This is a genomic window from Pseudoalteromonas piscicida, from assembly GCF_000238315.3.
GTDB lineage: Bacteria > Pseudomonadota > Gammaproteobacteria > Enterobacterales > Alteromonadaceae > Pseudoalteromonas > Pseudoalteromonas piscicida.
On sequence record NZ_CP011924.1, the window covers coordinates 1,097,357 to 1,116,745 of the forward strand.

General features: G+C 41.9%; 14 protein-coding genes. All 14 read left to right on the forward strand.

The window, feature by feature from the left end:
• The first annotated feature begins 16 nt into the window (after positions 1-16).
• On the forward strand, positions 17-1,168 hold the full coding sequence (locus PPIS_RS05090; RefSeq protein WP_010377080.1) for a hypothetical protein: 1,152 nt from the start codon (positions 17-19) through the stop codon (positions 1,166-1,168).
• On the forward strand, positions 1,155-2,195 hold the full coding sequence (locus tag PPIS_RS05095) for a DUF2169 family type VI secretion system accessory protein (RefSeq protein ID WP_026345619.1): 1,041 nt from the start codon (positions 1,155-1,157) through the stop codon (positions 2,193-2,195). The genes PPIS_RS05090 and PPIS_RS05095 overlap by 14 nt, the downstream gene beginning before the upstream one ends.
• Positions 2,185-3,087: a hypothetical protein gene (locus tag PPIS_RS05100; protein ID WP_010377084.1), complete on the forward strand. Its 903-nt coding sequence runs from the start codon at positions 2,185-2,187 to the stop codon at positions 3,085-3,087. Before PPIS_RS05095 ends, PPIS_RS05100 begins: the two co-directional genes overlap by 11 nt.
• Positions 3,084-4,106, forward strand: coding sequence for a DUF4150 domain-containing protein (locus tag PPIS_RS05105; RefSeq protein WP_010377086.1), 1,023 nt, complete (start codon positions 3,084-3,086; stop codon positions 4,104-4,106). Before PPIS_RS05100 ends, PPIS_RS05105 begins: the two co-directional genes overlap by 4 nt.
• Positions 4,103-7,912: a hypothetical protein gene (locus tag PPIS_RS05110; protein ID WP_010377089.1), complete on the forward strand. Its 3,810-nt coding sequence runs from the start codon at positions 4,103-4,105 to the stop codon at positions 7,910-7,912. The genes PPIS_RS05105 and PPIS_RS05110 overlap by 4 nt, the downstream gene beginning before the upstream one ends.
• Positions 7,913-7,925: 13 nt before the next feature.
• Positions 7,926-8,942, forward strand: a complete 1,017-nt coding sequence (locus PPIS_RS05115) for a hypothetical protein (RefSeq protein ID WP_096040869.1) — start codon at positions 7,926-7,928, stop codon at positions 8,940-8,942.
• 13 nt (positions 8,943-8,955) lie between these two features.
• Positions 8,956-9,912 carry a hypothetical protein gene (locus PPIS_RS05120; protein WP_096040870.1) on the forward strand — a complete coding sequence of 319 codons (957 nt, stop codon included), beginning with the start codon at positions 8,956-8,958 and terminating at the stop codon, positions 9,910-9,912.
• A gap of 51 nt (positions 9,913-9,963) precedes the next feature.
• Entirely contained in the window at positions 9,964-10,923 is a 960-nt protein-coding gene (locus PPIS_RS05125; protein ID WP_010379518.1) for a hypothetical protein, read from the forward strand.
• 196 nt (positions 10,924-11,119) lie between these two features.
• Positions 11,120-12,079: a hypothetical protein gene (locus PPIS_RS05130; RefSeq protein WP_010379524.1), complete on the forward strand. Its 960-nt coding sequence runs from the start codon at positions 11,120-11,122 to the stop codon at positions 12,077-12,079.
• Positions 12,080-12,200: 121 nt separating this feature from the next.
• On the forward strand, positions 12,201-12,476 hold the full coding sequence (locus tag PPIS_RS05135) for a hypothetical protein (protein WP_010379529.1): 276 nt from the start codon (positions 12,201-12,203) through the stop codon (positions 12,474-12,476).
• A gap of 11 nt (positions 12,477-12,487) precedes the next feature.
• Entirely contained in the window at positions 12,488-13,264 is a 777-nt protein-coding gene (locus PPIS_RS05140) for a hypothetical protein (protein WP_249031249.1), read from the forward strand.
• A gap of 13 nt (positions 13,265-13,277) precedes the next feature.
• Positions 13,278-14,234, forward strand: a complete 957-nt coding sequence (locus tag PPIS_RS05145) for a hypothetical protein (RefSeq protein ID WP_096040871.1) — start codon at positions 13,278-13,280, stop codon at positions 14,232-14,234.
• A 218-nt stretch (positions 14,235-14,452) separates the two neighbouring features.
• Positions 14,453-16,960 (forward strand): DUF5666 domain-containing protein, encoded by a 2,508-nt coding sequence (locus PPIS_RS05150; RefSeq protein WP_010379105.1) that lies wholly within the window; start codon positions 14,453-14,455, stop codon positions 16,958-16,960.
• A gap of 319 nt (positions 16,961-17,279) precedes the next feature.
• Complete coding sequence (locus PPIS_RS05155) at positions 17,280-19,319, forward strand: bifunctional 2',3'-cyclic-nucleotide 2'-phosphodiesterase/3'-nucleotidase (protein ID WP_010379103.1); 2,040 nt, start codon at positions 17,280-17,282, stop codon at positions 19,317-19,319.
• Positions 19,320-19,389: the final 70 nt, after the last annotated feature.

Genomic DNA, 19,389 nt, shown 5'->3' on the forward strand with positions numbered 1-19,389 from the left:
CTGATACGGTGTGACTATGTTTTTAGCTGCAACCAAATTGGCCGTTCACCGTCAACAACTCAAGTCGCTTTGGCGTCATTATCAAAAGTTTAATGCACGTCAAGTAGTTGAGACTGGGCGTTTACATGCCCTTGAAAAACAATTATTAAATCATTTGTATACCTTAGCTGAGACGGACGACGAGCACTGGATAAATCGCTCCCAACTAGATTGTATCTCGCACGGGTCGATTGACGATGTATTTACGTTAACCCAAGAGATTGACTCACCACAGCTGTTGTTACTTATTAACCATCTTTTTGGGACAAGAGCACTTGAAGCCCAAGCTAGTGAAATCATCACGGCGATTAACAGCGAGCCTGCGCTTGCTGAGCTGCTCATTCATAACTTGTCAGCATGGCGCATTGATCTTGGTGATGCACTCAGACAGCGAATTTTATCAACAGATGAAAATTGGCCTACGAGCCTTATCTATTTAGCATTTAGTACGGCTAACTTGTCGCGCCACCAACTCATGGCCGCACTTGATCATAGCAACCCTGAAATTGCCTACACGGCATTGGTAAATATGTGGTTGTGTAATACAGAGCAACTTTCAGAGCACTTAGTAAAGCGGTTTGCGATGACAGATGATGCCGCGCTCAAAGCAAAATTATTGCAGCTGGCAGGTTTACTCGATGAGCCAAAATGGGATGAACCATGCTTACTTTATTGTCAGCATAATCCAAGCTACATTGCAGAAGTATTTCCATACTTTTCTCATATCCGCTCGTTACAAAATCTAGTTAAGTTACTCGAAGTCCCCAGTACCGCTCGTCCAGCTTACGAGGCGTGGAAACAAATCACCGATCTCGACTTGCCTGAAGAATTCTCAATAAGTGATGCGCAAACTGGCGTTAAATCTCAAAAATCGCAAAAACTACCCAGTTTTAAGCAAGCAGAATACGAACGCCAAGCCCTAATTACGGCAAATATCCAACATCAACTCGCAGGGCGTAAAGTCTCTGAGCCAGCGGCTTGGTTACAACAGGGATTGGCTGGCCTTGCTATACAGCGCAAGCTTTCCAAAATTTCCTCGCATGCACCTGGCGCTGCGCTTTTTTACATGCCGATGGCTTATCTTCAATGGCAATCAGTGAAACAGGAGTTGAACCATGCTAGTGAATGAATCCGAGTGGCAAAGTAGCACGGTTGAGGCTTGGGATGAGGAAAAAGATCCCATCGTAGTCATCGCTGTAAAGCAAAACTTTGAATACGACGTAAAGGGTAATGTGTATCCCGATCCAACTGGAGCGCCTGTTGTACTTGCTGATGACTTTGACGGTGAAGGGCTTGAAGCCAGCCTAACCGCCGTTAGCGAAGTTCAGCCTTATAAAACCGGTTTTGAAGTATATGGTGAATTGACCTGCTTTCCACCAACCGACAAACAAGCGCGAGTGATTGAAGTAGGACTCAAACTCGGCTGTAACGACAGGGTCTTTGTTGATAAATTACTTCGAGTTACTGGTGAGCGTGTGTGGAAGCGATCTCTATTTGGGCCCGTGGCGAGCGATCCACAAGTGTTATCGCCCTGTGTATTAAATTACCAACTTGCCTATGGCGGCACAAGTCCGTCGGATGAAGAACAAGTTTCAACCCAAAATCCCCTTGGTCGTGGCTATAAGCTCAAAAATAAAGAAGCGAAAGGCCAGCCATTGCCGCAAGTGGAATATGCCAATCAGGTATTAAAAAAGCCGAGTCACGACACTGCGGTTGCAAGTTTTGCAGCGATCCCACCATTTTGGTCGCCAAGGGTGGATAAACTTCCTGAGGTTGACGAATCCCAAGCTTTAGAGGGCAAGTTCCCATTTAAAGCAGCAGTCCCTGCTGCGCATTATCAAGTCGCACCGCAAGACCAACAAACTCAAAACCCATTTAGTGATGGCTGGTGGATTGACATGATGGGCTTGACACCAGATTTACCTTATGGACAAAGTCTAAAGCTAACGTTGCCCAGAATCATGCCTCGCTGTCGTTTGGTTAATGGCCCAGACGGCATGCCTATTGATATGCAGTGTGATACGCTGGTAATTGACTCGCAAACACAACAGTTTTCATTAATATGGCGAGGAAGGGTAAAAAAGAGCCAAACAGGCAGTAACAGTGTGTTCTTAGTAGAAGAGGCGCAAGCGCAAGGAGTGGCACATGCAGTTTGAATTAATCGCGCTAGAAACCCCCGCCGGTAACCATCCCAGTGCTTTATATACCGCCGTCGCAAACAACATGCGCTTTTGCACGCCGAGCAAAGCCATTGTTAGATACGATAGAAGCCTCGATGCCCCATACTTGCGCGCACAAATTGAAGAAATCTCGGTCACACTACGTAAAGACCGCTGTTTAGCCATTCTAGAATCGTTATTAAGCCAGGCTAAGCAACGGTTTGATGGCAGTGCCAACACGTGGGATGGCACCATTAATCTAGTTACTGCCAACACAAAAGCAGAAGAGCCATATATAGAGCTGTCTGATATTAGGACGCTTTGTGACCACCTTGAGCTGAAAGTTGACGATATTCAGTTGCATCAAACGCTTGATATTGATTCGCTCTTGCCAAATAGCCTCTATGTATTTGTAGACAGTTGCGTTGGTTATGATGAAGCGTCAAAACCAAACTGGGTAGGCAAGCTACAAGTTGTTGGCGGCCCTGAAGGTGTTGTATTAAGTGAAGGCGGTTGCGCATTGCTTGGTACAAGTGCTAATAAAAATGCATGCCAAACCAAAGCATACCAGGGCGACTTAGGTGAGCTATTAAAAGAGCTGCACGCAGAGATAAACGAGCCTTATATTTCGACCCGCTTACTTAGTGAGCAGTGGCAAAGAGAATGGCTTAATGCTAGCCGCGTCTTGTACCAAGAACACGACGCGTTAATTGAACTCAACAACACGGCAAATACCATTGGTTATATTGGCGCTGGCCATAATGCAATGGGGCTTGCGGTTGCCAGCAGTTATTTACACAACCCGTTAAATAGCCACATTGAAAGAGTGTGGCTGATCACAGAGCAAGAAAAACCACAATTAATCTCAGTAACAAGGAGTGTGTTATGAGCTTTATCGCAGCAGTAAAGGGAAAAGAGCCAGATTCGATTCAGTACGATCAAGATGCCATGTCTGCAACGCTGAGAGTAGGCGGGAGTGTGTCGTGGCGACATAACAATCCTGCATTGTTAAAGCTTACTATCGCAGCGAAAAATAATGGTGCCATTGGTTGTGTAAATGGGATAGCCGTATTTCCTGACAAGGCCAGCGATGAAAACGCATTTATAGATGAGATTGCGCGCGCTAAATATGGCGATATGGTATTGGGTGAAATGATAACTGAGTTTGCCAGTGACTATATTGTCCCACCGCCAAACTGGAACGACGAAAAAAACGAGCCAATTTTACCTCATCAAGAGCCAGATACTGGCATGGATATGCATAAGCCAATTGATGACGCTCGGGCATTTTTAGGTTTGGTTGAACGCAAAATAGGATGGCAAGCTGGCACTGAGGAACAAATTGAAAAAGATGTAGATAGCGAAGCACAGCAAGTCGGTATCGTAAGCGGGCAAAACGTATTAATTAATGGTCGCACTGCAGTCCATAAAGACAGTGGTGGCATGCTAAATACCATAGATGTGTGCTGGACTAAAATTGGCAAAGTTGTTGTGCCAATTCCTTATAGCAATCTTGCTAAGTCCGGTGATGCAGCGAGCACGGCAAGCTCGGTAAAAATCAATGGCAATCCCGCAGCAAATATCAAAAGTAACTTTTCAAAAAGCACAGGTGACCAACCCGGTAAAAAGAAAGGCATTGCCAGTGGCACAATCAAAGGCAAAGCAGAGTTTATTACCAGCTCTTTTGATGTGTATATCGAAGGAAAACCTGCAGTTCGCCAAGGAGATCTTATGATCTCTAACAGTAAAAACACGCCGCCTTCTCCTCTTAATCAACCGGGCGGTGCGACCCCTAGCTCACTGTCAGTGGCAAAAAGAGATGCAACCCCCGATAAATCAGGAAGTAAAAAGTTAAAAGTAAGCGTATCAGGTAAAGAGTATTACAAGGATGGAGTGAAACTAGGATGAGTGATTTTACAGTACCAGACTTAACGAATCTTGAAACCGCTCACAGAGAGCTAGTTTTTGAAGGGCTAGCAAACGACCAAGAGAAAGTGTCTTTGATGGTTGCTGATACTAACCCAGATCTTGGCACCTCGGGATACTACAAAATACCACTTGGTACTTCTTCGGCGAATGACACTGCGCAAGATGCAGAAGTGGAGCTGGTCCATATTTATCCGTTGAGAATGGGGATAGAGGGAGAAGATCAGCTAAGAGAAGGGTTTATCTATATTTACGTTGACGGACACTTATGGCGAGAGCTGGAAGTACTTCCAAGGGAAAATGGTGAAGGTGTCGCGTTTAAAGATGTCAATTTAGCCTTTCAAAAGGGTCATAGAGTTATTCGTGTTGCTGAATATTCGTATAAAAAAGATAACTATGGCAAAGAGTGTAGTGTAGACAATACAGAATTAGCACTTGAGATGGTCGACAAAGGGGAGCGGAAAGCCACCACAGAAGAATTAAGTACCATCATCGTCCCAAACAGGTTGTATGGCCAACAGTGTAGTGTAGAAATCGCCTATTCAGAAACGCAATGGAGCTGGAAGCAAATTGAAGCATTTGGCGGTATGGCTGAAACGGATCCGCGTTTAAATTATGGACCAAGTGTAAAGCCCGGTCTTAATGGGGAGAAAGCGACCAACAGACGTGCCAACAGAATGCAAAAACTCGATAAACTGGCAAGTTTTAAGCGGGGTTACGATAATTCGACATTACCCGATCACCTAGTTTTACCTGTTCCAGATATGTCAGGTGTGTATGTACCGGTACTAGCCGACAGTTTAGGGTTAGCCCGTGACACCAGTGCCAGAGTTGCGATATATCGCAAGGAGTTGTTAAGCCTTCCCGTAACGTCAATACAACAAGATCCTGAATTTAAATCAGAGTCAAACACAGAACGTTTTGAACCTAGTCCAAACCAATTGGCAAAGCATTCGTTAGCAACTGCAATTCAGAGCACTTTCTTTCACTATCCAAAAGGAATAGAAAAGAAGAAGGCGCTCGGAGTGGAAGTTGATGAAGACGCCGAAGATCTTGCACAGCAGTATCAGGAGTATATAGAAGATAGCTTCAGCACCACTGAATTTAGAAAATATCTACATACTGACCGCGCCTTTGAACTTGGTCTGCAAATTAATCAATCAAAAGCGAAGCTCTTTGAGATTATGAGCGACGAGCAAAAAAACAATTCTTTTTATTACTCCATTGAAGACTATGCCTACTACGATGATATACGCCGATGCTTACTATACGCAGTATGCTCCGATGTACTCGGCCCAATAAAGGACTTAACCATTACCCTGATCAGTCATTTTGCGGTGTCAGACGATGATTTCAAAAAGTTAGATGAATTGGATGCGAATGACGTAGGGCAAGAATGTTGGCTAAAAGCGATGGGGACGCATCCGACTGAAAGGCTAAGATTAATTGAGCTGCTCTATCCTAAAAAGATAAAGGATGAAATGACTGCGTATGAGTGCCGTCTTAAAGGTTCAAACGACGAATTTGACACGCGCTTTGATCTTACGCTTATGCAAGATAACTTGCAGCCCATGCATGACCAAGACGCATCATTTACAGATGCGGTAATACAAGTACTCCGAAGAGCCTCACAGGCGATGTGGGGATTCTTGGTGATTGGTCTCGAGGTGCCAACTGGATTAAATGCAGCGCAAGGGCAGGATATTAAATCGGTATACGGAGACCGTAAAGCTAAAGCAGAAACGTTAGCGCTTGATACAAATGCACTAAAAGATGAAAAAGTGGCACTAGAGCGCTCTATTGAAGCTAAACAAGCGGAAATTAATGCTTACATTAAAGCGCGTAACCAAATTTTAAATGCGGCTGTTGCAGGAGGGATGAATCCTGACTCAGTAGTGGCACAGCTAGACTTACAAATAAAGCGCCAAGAGCAAGCATTACGTGATATCAAAAAAACTGCCTCCAATGTGCAATACCAACTAACGAATGCAAAGAGAGAGCTTAGTGCATTGTCAAGCTCTATAGAGTATGCAAAATCAGCTAGATTTGAAAACAGTGTCAGAGGGGATCTCTTTGGTCGATTTAAGCAATTAGTAGATGTTTCGACAAATGGTTTGATAAAAGAGATTAACCTATCAATTGCAGACTATTTAGATGGCAATTTACCTGATGGATTTTTACCTCTGGATTTTCAGTCAAAAGCTGAACGAGCATCTAAGCGCCTCAGTGAGCTGGAAAAAGCGGCAGAGGCGTTTGCTGATAGTCATCAGAAGACCCCTGTAGCACACCCTTATGTCAGAACTGAGTTAGGTGGAGGACAGATTGTTCAGCAACAGTTAGATCATATTTTGTCTCTGGATGGTACCTTGGGTGAAATTGAAAAAACACTGGAGCGACAAAAAATAAAAGCCGAATTTGCACAAAAACGCTTACAGCAAAAAGTATTGGTGTTGGATGCGAGTAGGATTGATGCATTGGAAAGTAATAAAGAAAGTGCCAATTTCAAACGAAAAAGCGTGTCTAGGCTTATCGACTTGAATATCTGGAAACAAGAAAGCATCCTAAAAGAAGTGGACTCCTTGGGAAGACTCTCAAAGTTTGCTGTAAAACCTCGCACATACAATATAGCATTAAACGGTGCACTATCTTTTGTTGCCGCATTAGAGGCAGTTAATTTATTCGATACAATGAAAAATGCCAGTGCAAGTGGACTTACAAAAGCCTCTGCAATTCTTGATTTTGCCGATATTATGATCAATATCGGTGCGAATGTGGTAGAAAAAAAAGCTGGATTACCAACCCCTAGGCAAGTAAACGCCATATTGAAAAACTCAGCATCGCATGTTTCAGGCATGGTCGTATTAAGAGGGGTATTGGTTTTTACAGCAAACGCGGTTTCCCTACTTGCCGCTGTCGTTAGTGCTTATGTTGCGTTTAAGGATGCGATGTTAGAAAAGGAAAGCGGAGATACTGCATTATATTATGCCAATATGACGATGATGGTGGGTTTTTTGTCACTAACCGCTTCAGCAAGTTTAGTCGCTGCAACACATTTAATTTCCGCTTTAAGTGTTGGCGCAGTCGCAACATTTGGCGCTATTGCAAGTGCGCTAGGGTTATTGGGTTTGTTGATTATCTTGATTGGTGCTGGTTTACTGCTTATTTTTCATGAGTCTGAAATTGAGGCTTGGCTAAATGCCTGTCCTTGGAGTAAAAATCGTCAACAAAAATATATAGACGATAGCAATAAGTGTTCTGCTGTAAGGGCATCAACATGGCAACACAAAATGGAAAATGCATTAACCGATTTTTATAGTATGTTGTACTCGCCTGCGATAAATATTCAAAGATTTTTAAGTGTGTTTAAAGTGCAGATAAGCGCGCCCCTTACCAATGAGTTAGAAGGCTTTTCTGCTCGTTTTTATTGGTCAAAAGAAGGTGATGACAAAATACAGGAGATAAATCACCATCAGTTGGCCAAGCTTAGCAGTGGTTGGAAGCTATATCCTAATCGAACCGGTTATTACTTTGAGTTCACTGAAGGAAGACTCTGTGAACTGTTAAACCTAGAAGTTGGTAGCTCTATTGAGTTAATCATAGAAGTAGAAAGCTACCCCAATGGTAAAGGAAAAAAAGTGATCGAAAGTGCTACTGAATTGTACTCTTTACCAACGGTGGTGACCAAAAAAGACGATGGCTATTTGATTGCGAATGGGGTTAGATATATCAAAAAACTATCCAGATTAAATCAAAAGTTCAGATTTCCTGAAAGGCCGCCAATCAGATAGAAGGAAACGACGAATGAAAAAGATTGAAGAGATGACTCAAGAAGAACTTGAAGAAATCATCAAAGAAGGCGACAAAAGAAGAGAAAGATATTATCAAGAAGAAGCTAGTGAAGCTGAGAAAAAAGAATTGGAGGAAATGCAAAGGTACTCAGAACGAAGGTTAAAATATATTAGAGAGGGAAATTTTTATGATGCGTTATCAAAAGACTACCTCCATAACCAAAGCTATAAGGAACGCTTAGCCAAGGCTGAAGAATTAAACGGCTGTAAGTTTAAAGAAGCAAATGCAACACATTTAATTTCCGCTTTAAGTGTTGGCGCAGTCGCAACATTTGGCGCTATTGCAAGTGCGCTAGGGTTATTGGGTTTGTTGATTATCTTGATTGGTGCTGGTTTACTGCTTATTTTTCATGAGTCTGAAATTGAGGCTTGGCTAAATGCCTGTCCTTGGAGTAAAAATCGTCAACAAAAATATATAGACGATAGCAATAAGTGTTCTGCTGTAAGGGCATCAACATGGCAACACAAAATGGAAAATGCATTAACCGATTTTTATAGTATGTTGTACTCGCCTGCGATAAATATTCAAAGATTTTTAAGTGTGTTTAAAGTGCAGATAAGCGCGCCCCTTACCAATGAGTTAGAAGGCTTTTCTGCTCGTTTTTATTGGTCAAAAGAAGGTGATGACAAAATACAGGAGATAAATCACCATCAGTTGGCCAAGCTTAGCAGTGGTTGGAAGCTATATCCTAATCGAACCGGTTATTACTTTGAGTTCACTGAAGGAAGACTCTGTGAACTGTTAAACCTAGAAGTTGGTAGCTCTATTGAGTTAATCATAGAAGTAGAAAGCTACCCCAATGGTAAAGGAAAAAAAGTGATCGAAAGTGCTACTGAATTGTACTCTTTACCAACGGTGGTGACCAAAAAAGACGATGGCTATTTGATTGCGAATGGGGTTAGATATATCAAAAAACTATCCAGATTAAATCAAAAGTTCAGATTTCCTGAAAGGCCGCCAATCAGATAGAAGGAAACGACGAATGAAAAAGATTGAAGAGATGACTCAAGAAGAACTTGAAGAAATCATCAAAGAAGGCGACAAAAGAAGAGAAAGATATTATCAAGAAGAAGCTAGTGAAGCTGAGAAAAAAGAATTGGAGGAAATGCAAAGGTACTCAGAACGAAGGTTAAAATATATTAGAGAGGGAAATTTTTATGATGCGTTATCAAAAGACTACCTCCATAACCAAAGCTATAAGGAACGCTTAGCCAAGGCTGAAGAATTAAACGGCTGTAAGTTTAAAGAAGCAAAACCCTGTAAAGACAGATTTGCGCCGAGAGACGACTTTAGTGGTGTAAGTTACCCTAGCCAATGCGATGGTCGGGTTGTTTCCGTACCGCGCTCACCGGGATTATGGTCTATTAGGCTACATGGGTTGGTGTTAGGCCCTATCATTGGGGTTTGTCTGTTAGGGGTAAGTATGACAGACGACAGTATGCCAGCTTGGCATTCATGGTTGGGGCTGTTTTTACTGACTGCATTCCCTTTTATAATGTACAAAATAGGGAATGCAATTCGTATTGTGGATGCAATCGAGTTTAATCGCCATACCGGATTGGTAAGAACGCCGTACACCTTATTCAGAAAGCCATTTTATATCCCCATAGAAGATCTTGAGTATGTTGTTGGTCCAGAAGTAAAAAATATGCGAGGCAGCGCATCGATGCAAACGGGTTACTTAAGTTGTAGAAAATACCCCGAGCACTATTGGTTTGGAAATCGTATTGGTATTGCGGGAGGTGGCGATACTCACGATTGGTCACAAATGAATAGATTTATGGATATTACTCAACCAATTGACGAGTACTATCACAGTGCTATGGAGTATACGTTTAAAAAGAATAGGAATGCTCACGGCAATGGCCCATTTCCAGAGGTGATGAAAAAGTACTTTGATGCAGATGACTGCCAAATTAATCGCATGGAAGTGTGGTAGGGCGTTAATCATTACAAGCGCTTTATGGTAGTCAACTAAAAGGAGTTGTTGATGAAAAAGATTGAAGAGATGACTCAAGAAGAGTTAAACGAATATTTAGAGGAAAGAGCTAAGGAGAGAGAACGATATAACCGTGAAGAAGCTACGGAAGAAGAAAAGAAAAAGGATGCTGAAATAGACGCATACTTTGATAGACAATTAGTTTATCGTCGAAGTGGTATTTTTTATGAAGAACTACCAATAGATCATCTTCATAACTTAAGCTATGAGGAACGACTAGCCAAGGCTGAAGAATTAAACGGCTGTAAGTTTAAAGAAGCAAAACCCTGTAAAGACGCATTTGCGCCGAGAGACGACTTTAGTGGTGTAAGTTACCCTAGCCAATGCGATGGTCGGGTTGTTTCCGTACCGCGCTCACCGGGATTATGGTCCCTTAGGCTACATGGGTTGGTATTAGGCCCTATTATTGGGATTTGTCTGTTAGGAGTAAGTATGACAGACGACAGTATGCCAGCTTGGCATTCATGGTTGGGGCTGTTTTTACTGACTGCATTCCCTTTAATAATGTACAAATTAGGGAATGCAATTCGTTTTATTGATGCAATCGAGTTTAACCGTCATACCGGACTGGTAAGAACGCCCTACACCTTATTCAGAAAGCCTTTTTATATCCCCATAGAAGACCTAGAGTATGTTGTTGGTCCAGAAGTAAAAAATATGCGAGGCAGCGCATCGATGCAAACGGGTTACTTAAGTTGTAGAAAATACCCCGAGCACTATTGGTTTGGAAATCGTATAGGTATTGCGGGAGGTGGCGATACTCACGATTGGTCACAAATGAATAGATTTATGGATATTACTCAACCAATCAACCGCTATTATTATAAAAAAGCTATGGAGTATACGTTTAAGAAGAATAAGAATGCTCACGGCAATGGTCCATTTCCCGAGGTGATGAAAAAGTACTTTGATGCTGATGATTACCAAATAAACCGTTGGAAGGTGTGGTAGGGGCGATAGACGCTGCAGATTTTAACTTCACTTACAGCCCTGAACGTGAGGAAATTGTAAAGCCTTGGTTAAAGTGGAAACCAGATCTGACTCAAGAGCAGGTCAATAAAAAGCAAAGCTTTATAAAAGTCGCGTTAATACAGATTCTAACAGGGTTACCATAACGGTTGCTACAGCTTTTTCAGGGAGGAAAATAGTGAACACACTTCAGAAAAATAGTTTCTTTAATCGATTTTTTCGTGAAAATAGCTTTAAAGGTGGGCTAAGTAAAAATAGGCATGGCTTGGCAATTTATAGAAGGTTTTACACTCCAAAATTGGATGTGTATTTAAATACTAATGAACGCTACTATTATGAAGAAAAGCCTAGTAGCACAACCTTTTTTCTATTTTATTTACCATGCGGTATTTCCTTTGCTATTTGGGTCTTGCTACTTTTGAACTTTCTTGTTGTTATTTTTACTGACGGAAGTTTCTACTGGCCGATTCTATTTATAATTCCAATTTACTCCTTTATAACGGTTAATATTTTAGGTTTGACATATGATCGTGTAAAGTTTAAAGGAGCTTATTTTGACCGCAAAGATCAAAAAGTCAGCTTTACATGGAAAGTAAAAAACGCTAGTGAATTTGATCGATTTGGTAATCCAACATTCGATTGGAAAGACATTGAGTGTCACACTAAAAATGAATTTGCAACTTTAGGTATTATGAAAGGGTTTATTGAAATAAGACATAAAGACTTAGAGCTTTACCCGAATGCGAAACTAACAATAAATGCCTCTGGTGATACGTCGAAGCCTGTACGGTGTTTTTTGGAATGGGAGGCGATTGTAAGGCATATGCAGCAAGATAAACCTCTACCTGATACACCGGAATACGAGCTGTATCGAGAGTTGGATCCGCTCACGAAATCGTTTGATAAAAGCAATGGTCGACCAAAAGGCTTTTGGACACAATTCAGCCTTGAACAGCAAAGAGAAATTGAAGAGCAAATATTTCAAGAGGCTTTAAAATTTGACTGGTCTGAGGGCAAAGTTCAACCAGAAATTACAAAACCGTGGGAAGTATGGACCCCTGACCCCAAACGGCCACCCAAGCCAAGAGGTATGTTCACCATGATAATGTTACAGCTAGTATTTTGCTATCCGGAATAGGGTTTATAGTTATAACTGGCTTCAAACTTGATGCCAATGACTGCTAAATTAATCGCATGGAAGTGTGGTAGGGGTTAATCATTACAAGTGCTTTATAGTAGTCAGCTAAAAGGAGTAGTTGATGAAAAAGATTGAAGATATGACTCAAGCAGAGTTAGATGAATACCTAGAGGAAAGAGCGAAGGAAAGAGAACGGTATTATCGAGAAGAAGCCACAGAAGAAGAGAAAAAAGTAAGAGAAGAAATACGTGAATATGTTGATAGAGAGAGCAAATACCTTATTAGTGGTATCTATTTTGAGGAACTATCAAAAGATCATCTCCATAATCAAAGCTATAAGGAACGCTTAGCCAAGGCTGAAGAATTAAACGGCTGTAAGTTTAAAGAAGCAAAATGATGGTGGGTTTTTTGTCACTAACCGCTTCAGCAAGTTTAGTCGCTGCAACACATTTAATTTCCGCTTTAAGTGTTGGCGCAGTCGCAACATTTGGCGCTATTGCAAGTGCGCTAGGGTTATTGGGTTTGTTGATTATCTTGATTGGTGCTGGTTTACTGCTTATTTTTCATGAGTCTGAAATTGAGGCTTGGCTAAATGCCTGTCCTTGGAGTAAAAATCGTCAACAAAAATATATAGACGATAGCAATAAGTGTTCTGCTGTAAGGGCATCAACATGGCAACACAAAATGGAAAATGCATTAACCGATTTTTATAGTATGTTGTACTCGCCTGCGATAAATATTCAAAGATTTTTAAGTGTGTTTAAAGTGCAGATAAGCGCGCCCCTTACCAATGAGTTAGAAGGCTTTTCTGCTCGTTTTTATTGGTCAAAAGAAGGTGATGACAAAATACAGGAGATAAATCACCATCAGTTGGCCAAGCTTAGCAGTGGTTGGAAGCTATATCCTAATCGAACCGGTTATTACTTTGAGTTCACTGAAGGAAGACTCTGTGAACTGTTAAACCTAGAAGTTGGTAGCTCTATTGAGTTAATCATAGAAGTAGAAAGCTACCCCAATGGTAAAGGAAAAAAAGTGATCGAAAGTGCTACTGAATTGTACTCTTTACCAACGGTGGTGACCAAAAAAGACGATGGCTATTTGATTGCGAATGGGGTTAGATATATCAAAAAACTATCCAGATTAAATCAAAAGTTCAGATTTCCTGAAAGGCCGCCAATCAGATAGAAGGAAACGACGAATGAAAAAGATTGAAGAGATGACTCAAGAAGAACTTGAAGAAATCATCAAAGAAGGCGACAAAAGAAGAGAAAGATATTATCAAGAAGAAGCTAGTGAAGCTGAGAAAAAAGAATTGGAGGAAATGCAAAGGTACTCAGAACGAAGGTTAAAATATATTAGAGAGGGAAATTTTTATGATGCGTTATCAAAAGACTACCTCCATAACCAAAGCTATAAGGAACGCTTAGCCAAGGCTGAAGAATTAAACGGCTGTAAGTTTAAAGAAGCAAAACCCTGTAAAGACAGATTTGCGCCGAGAGACGACTTTAGTGGTGTAAGTTACCCTAGCCAATGCGATGGTCGGGTTGTTTCCGTACCGCGCTCACCGGGATTATGGTCTATTAGGCTACATGGGTTGGTGTTAGGCCCTATCATTGGGGTTTGTCTGTTAGGGGTAAGTATGACAGACGACAGTATGCCAGCTTGGCATTCATGGTTGGGGCTGTTTTTACTGACTGCATTCCCTTTTATAATGTACAAAATAGGGAATGCAATTCGTATTGTGGATGCAATCGAGTTTAATCGCCATACCGGATTGGTAAGAACGCCGTACACCTTATTCAGAAAGCCATTTTATATCCCCATAGAAGATCTTGAGTATGTTGTTGGTCCAGAAGTAAAAAATATGCGAGGCAGCGCATCGATGCAAACGGGTTACTTAAGTTGTAGAAAATACCCCGAGCACTATTGGTTTGGAAATCGTATTGGTATTGCGGGAGGTGGCGATACTCACGATTGGTCACAAATGAATAGATTTATGGATATTACTCAACCAATTGACGAGTACTATCACAGTGCTATGGAGTATACGTTTAAAAAGAATAGGAATGCTCACGGCAATGGCCCATTTCCAGAGGTGATGAAAAAGTACTTTGATGCAGATGACTGCCAAGTAAATCGCATGGAAGTGTGGTGATACGAATTCTAAAAAACTTTCATCTGCAGCTGCGCGGGCCTCAGCATGATAGCTATTTCAACAAGCAAACCAATTTAATATCAGTCTCCAATTAGGTGGATACCAAGGTACCAGTAATAAAGCGGGTATTCATTTTTGGCCGTCTAGAGTGCATGTTAAGTTTTTGTGGCAAAGCAGCTGCATGTACTAAATGAGCCAAAAATTTAGGAGATTATGTAATGGATAGAAAATGGTTATTACCATCATTATTGGCATCAAGTAGCCTTCTGGTCGCATGTGGGGGCGGAAGTGATGACGATCCGCAACCTGGCGATAACACCGGAGCCAAAGGTTCAATAAAAGTCATTGTACAGGGCTTACCCGCTGGAGCTGAGGCTGATCTAACGTTAACAGGTCCATCAAGCTATAGCGAAGATATTTCTACTACCACTACACTCAGTGCGCTTGCTACAGGTGAATATAAGCTAACCGCTACCTCTCGCTCTGTAAATCAGGCGCTTTATCAGCCCAATGAAGAATCAATTACCGTTGATTTAAGCAGCAATGAGGAAGAAACAATCACCATTACCTACCGTACATCAGTAAGTGCACAGGGAACCGTAACTGGATTCGGCAGTGTGTACGTAAACGGTGTGCGTTATGAAACAACGCCAGAACAACAAGCAAATCTTAAAGTGGGTATGCAGGTAAATCTGCAAGGTAAGCAAGGCGCAGATGGTGATTTTGCAGTAGCTGATTCTATTAGCTACGACGCAACCGCTAAAGGTGTAGTGACGGCAGTCGACTACGCCAAACAAACAATCACTGTGTTGGGTCAAGAATTTGGTGTTGATAAGCGCACAAAGCTAGATATCGCATTTATTGAGTTAAATACGGGAGACTTCGTTGAGATCAGTGCGCTGCATCAAGGGCAGGGTCAATATATCGCTACCCGTATTGATGTTGAAGAACAAAGTGGCGAGTTTGAGGTTGAAGGCAAGGTTTCTGAACTAAATCTCGATGCCAAGACATTTAAATTAGGCGCGCTTATTGTCGACTACAGCCAAGCGTCAGAGGTCGAAGGCACGATAGAAAATGATGCAATAGTAGAAGTAGAGGCATCGAACTTGCCTGTAGAGGGCGTTTTACTTGCTGACAGCATCGAAGTTGAAAGCGCCAATTCAGCGCCTTCGGGAGCGGTGGCTAAATTCGAAGGAATAGTAACGCAAGTCAGTGACGATGCTTTTGCAATTGGCGGCCATACTTTTACATTGAGCGATGAGACTGACTATAAGAAAGGCGACGATGACGACTTACAAGTCGGTATGCGTGTATTTGTGCTTGCAGTTGCAACTGAAGAAGGTTTAATCGCCAAAAAAGTACGCTTTGATAAGCACTCTGAAATCGAACTAACTGGTGTAATTGACGCAATTGATCTTGAAGCACAAACACTAACGGTATTTGGTAGCAGTTATTTTGTAGATAACTATACCCAATTTGAAGATGAGTCAGATGCTGAGGACAACGAACTTAAACTTGAGAAGCTTAATATTGGCGATGTCGTTGAAATTGAAGCTTTTGGCTTTGAAGGTGCTTATGTCGTGAGAGACTTAGAGCGCCTCTCTGCGAGTGATTTTAATGATCAGCAAGAGCATGAAGTTGAAGGAAAAGTTACTGCTGTGAATGCAGCTGAGCAGACAATCACTGTTGGTAAACTGGTCTTTGCTATCAATGGAGCAACCGAACTTGAGCTTGAGAGTGATGTTGATCTAACGGTATTTTTTGAAAAAGTGGCGGCAGGTGATATCGCGGAAGTTGACTATGTGATCCAAGGTGATGCACTTATCGCCACGAAAGTTGAGGTTGACGACAAAGACGACGACTTTGATGACCGAACTTTTGAATTAACAGGTAAGGTTTCGGACTTTAACCCTGTCGATGCAACTTTTAGCCTCAATGGTAAAACCGTATTTTTTGATGAAAACACCGAGTTTAAAAACGGCATATTTGTCAATGACGACTTCGTTGAAGTCAAAGCGATTCAGCGTGCCGACGGCTCAGTTTTTGCGCTTAAAATTGAAATCGAGTCTGAAGACGGCATTGAGCTTGAAGTTGAAGGTAACGTCACCAACTTTGTCTCAGCGTCTGAGTTTATGGTAAATGGCATTTCAATTATCACGGATAACAATACTGAGTTTAAAGATGGCAGCCGTGAAAACTTAGCGAATGGCGTCTCTGTTGAAGTCGAAGGGGTGTTAACCCAAGATAACCTACTATTGGCTAAGAAAGTTGAATTTGATGATGACGATGCCGAAGAAGTAGAGATTGCGGGGTTTATCGAAGATTTAGTTAAGGACTCTCCGTTTGATTATCAGTTCAATCTCGGCGCGCAGCGTGTTCAAGTTACCGCAAACACAGAGTTTAAGCATGGTAATTTTGAAAAGCTAGATAATGGTTTAGAAGTGGAAGTCGAAGGATACACCATAGATGGCGTGACAGTGGTTGCTAAAGAGCTGAAGTTTCAAGCAATAAAGTACGTAGAAGTTGAGGGGGCAATCACGCAGGTTGATTCAGCAACCATGTTTTATGTACTCGATCAGAAAATTAAAGTGTCTGAGCAAACTCAGTTTGAAGATGGTGAACAGTCTGATATTGCAACGGGTAAAAACGTTGAAGTAGAGGGCTATTTAGTAACCGAGGATGGTGAAACTTATATTCAAGCAGAAAAAGTAGAGTTCGAAGACTAAATACTACTAAATGTTAAGTAAGCAATTAAAGCCTCCAATGTGGGGGCTTTTTTGTATATTTATCACTTTAAAGTTAATTCACTTCTCCTGACTTAGTACCGTCATATTTCTAGCACTTAACTGCCATAAAAGCTTAGCTTTCTTGACTTTTTTCCCTCGTATAGTGACACCCGCCACGCAAAACGCAACGGTTTATTCTGACTCGCTGTGCTTCTTGGTTCAGCTTCTATGAAGTGGAATAAGAAGAGACGTGAATTGGTATTACTGAAATAACTAAAAGCATGCGCACGGGTATGCAAACAAAGTAAAGAAAGGACTTATGAAAACAAAACTACTTCCAATCGCACTACTGTGCGGTGCCACAAGCATTATTACTGGCTGCTCAGATTCAGATAACGATGTTGATATAAACGTGCCGAAAGGACCTGATATTCCAAAAGAGGGCACTGCGGTGTCTTTGCGTTTACTAGAAACCACAGATTTGCATGCAAATGTATTGAACTACAACTACTTCTCAGACAAGCAAGATGACAAAGTGGGTCTAGTGAAAACCGCGGCGTTAATCCATCAAGCGAGAAGCCAAGTTAAAAACTCCATGCTGGTAGATAATGGCGACTTGATCCAAGGTAGTCCGCTTGGCGACTATATGGCGAAGATAAAAAACCTCAAAGAGGGAGAGGTTCATCCTGTTTATAAGGCCATGAACACACTAGAGTACGATGTAGCAAATATTGGTAATCATGAGTTTAACTTTGGCTTAGCGTTTTTAGACGAAGCAATCGACGATGCGAATTTTCCCTATATTAGTGCAAACGTATTTAAGGTTGATGGCGACGAAGATGAAACAAATGATGTTCCGTTGTTTAAGCCTTACCTAATTCAAGAAAAACAATTCTTTGATGAGAATGACAAACTTCAGGTGATTAAAGTCGGCTTTATCGGGTTTGTTCCACCGCAAATTATGCAATGGGATAAGGCCAATCTTGAAGGCAAAGTGATCGCTAAAGACATCGTAAAAATGGCAAAGCACTACGTACCTAAGATGAAAGCTGAAGGCGCGGATATTGTCGTTGCTATTCCGCACTCAGGCCTAGACGTGTCAGCCGATAAGCCAATGGCTGAAAATGCATCTTATGCTTTGTCCAAGGTGGATGATATAGACGCCATTATGTTTGGTCACGCGCATGCAAACTTCCCTGGTTCGGGCTACGCAGACTTAGCGGCACATGGTGTCGATAACGACAAAGGCACAATCAATGGCGTTGCGGCTGTAATGCCTGGTTTTTGGGGCAATCATCTTGGTGTAATTGATCTAGATATCCAATTTAAATCAGGTAAATGGGTGGTGGTTGACTCACAGTCTACGCTGAAAGCTATCTATGAAACGGATGAAAATCGTAATACGGTATCGTTGGTAGAAAGCGATGCGGCAATTGAAGCAGCGGTACATCGTGAGCATGCTGAAACTCGCGCATGGGTGAATGAGCCTTTTGCTAAAATTACCAACACAGTGAACAGCTATTTTGCGTTAGTGAATGACGATCCCTCAATCCAAATCGTGACTGACGCACAAGCATGGTATACAGCAAAAATCGTGCAAGGTACTGAGCTTGATGGATTACCTATTCTGTCTGCGGGTGCGCCTTTCAGAGCAGGGCGTGGCGGGCCAGATGACTTTACCGCAATACCTGCAGGTGATATCGCCTATCGTAACGTTGCGGATATGTACATTTACCCGAACGTACTTAAGGTGCTGAAGCTCAAAGGGAGCGAAGTGCGCGAATGGCTTGAAATGTCTGCAGGACAGTTCAATCAAATCACACCAAATACTGAAGGCGTTCAAGCGCTGATCAATCCAGACTTTCCTTCATATAACTATGATGTACTAGATGGTGTGACGTATCAAATTGATGTCACTGAGCCTGCACGCTACGCGGCAAACGGTGAAAAGGTGTCAAACGGTAACCGCATTAAGGCATTGAAGTATCAAGGTGAGTTGGTGAAGGACGACCAAGTATTCTTGGTTGCAACGAATAACTATCGTGCATCTGGTGGCGGTAATTTCCCAAATATTAAGGGAGATAAAATCGTTGTCGACTCGCCAAATGAGAACCGTCAGGTCGTTGCTGACTATATTACTTTTGTTAGCGACCAAAATGGTGCTGCAGGACTTGATCCGTCCGCCGATATGAACTGGTCGTTTGCACCTGTAGTTGGCGCCAATATTGAATTCTTTAGCTCAACCAGTGCGGATGCTGAAACTTACAGTCAGCAATTTAATCATATTCTACCTACCGGCAAAACCGACGAAAGAGGTTTTGCACTTTATCAGCTGGATTTAACACAACCGCTGAACTAATACACTACGCCGCCATATTTTGGCGGCTTTTTTATTGCTTCTTTTTATAATTTTCAACAGGATTTGACGA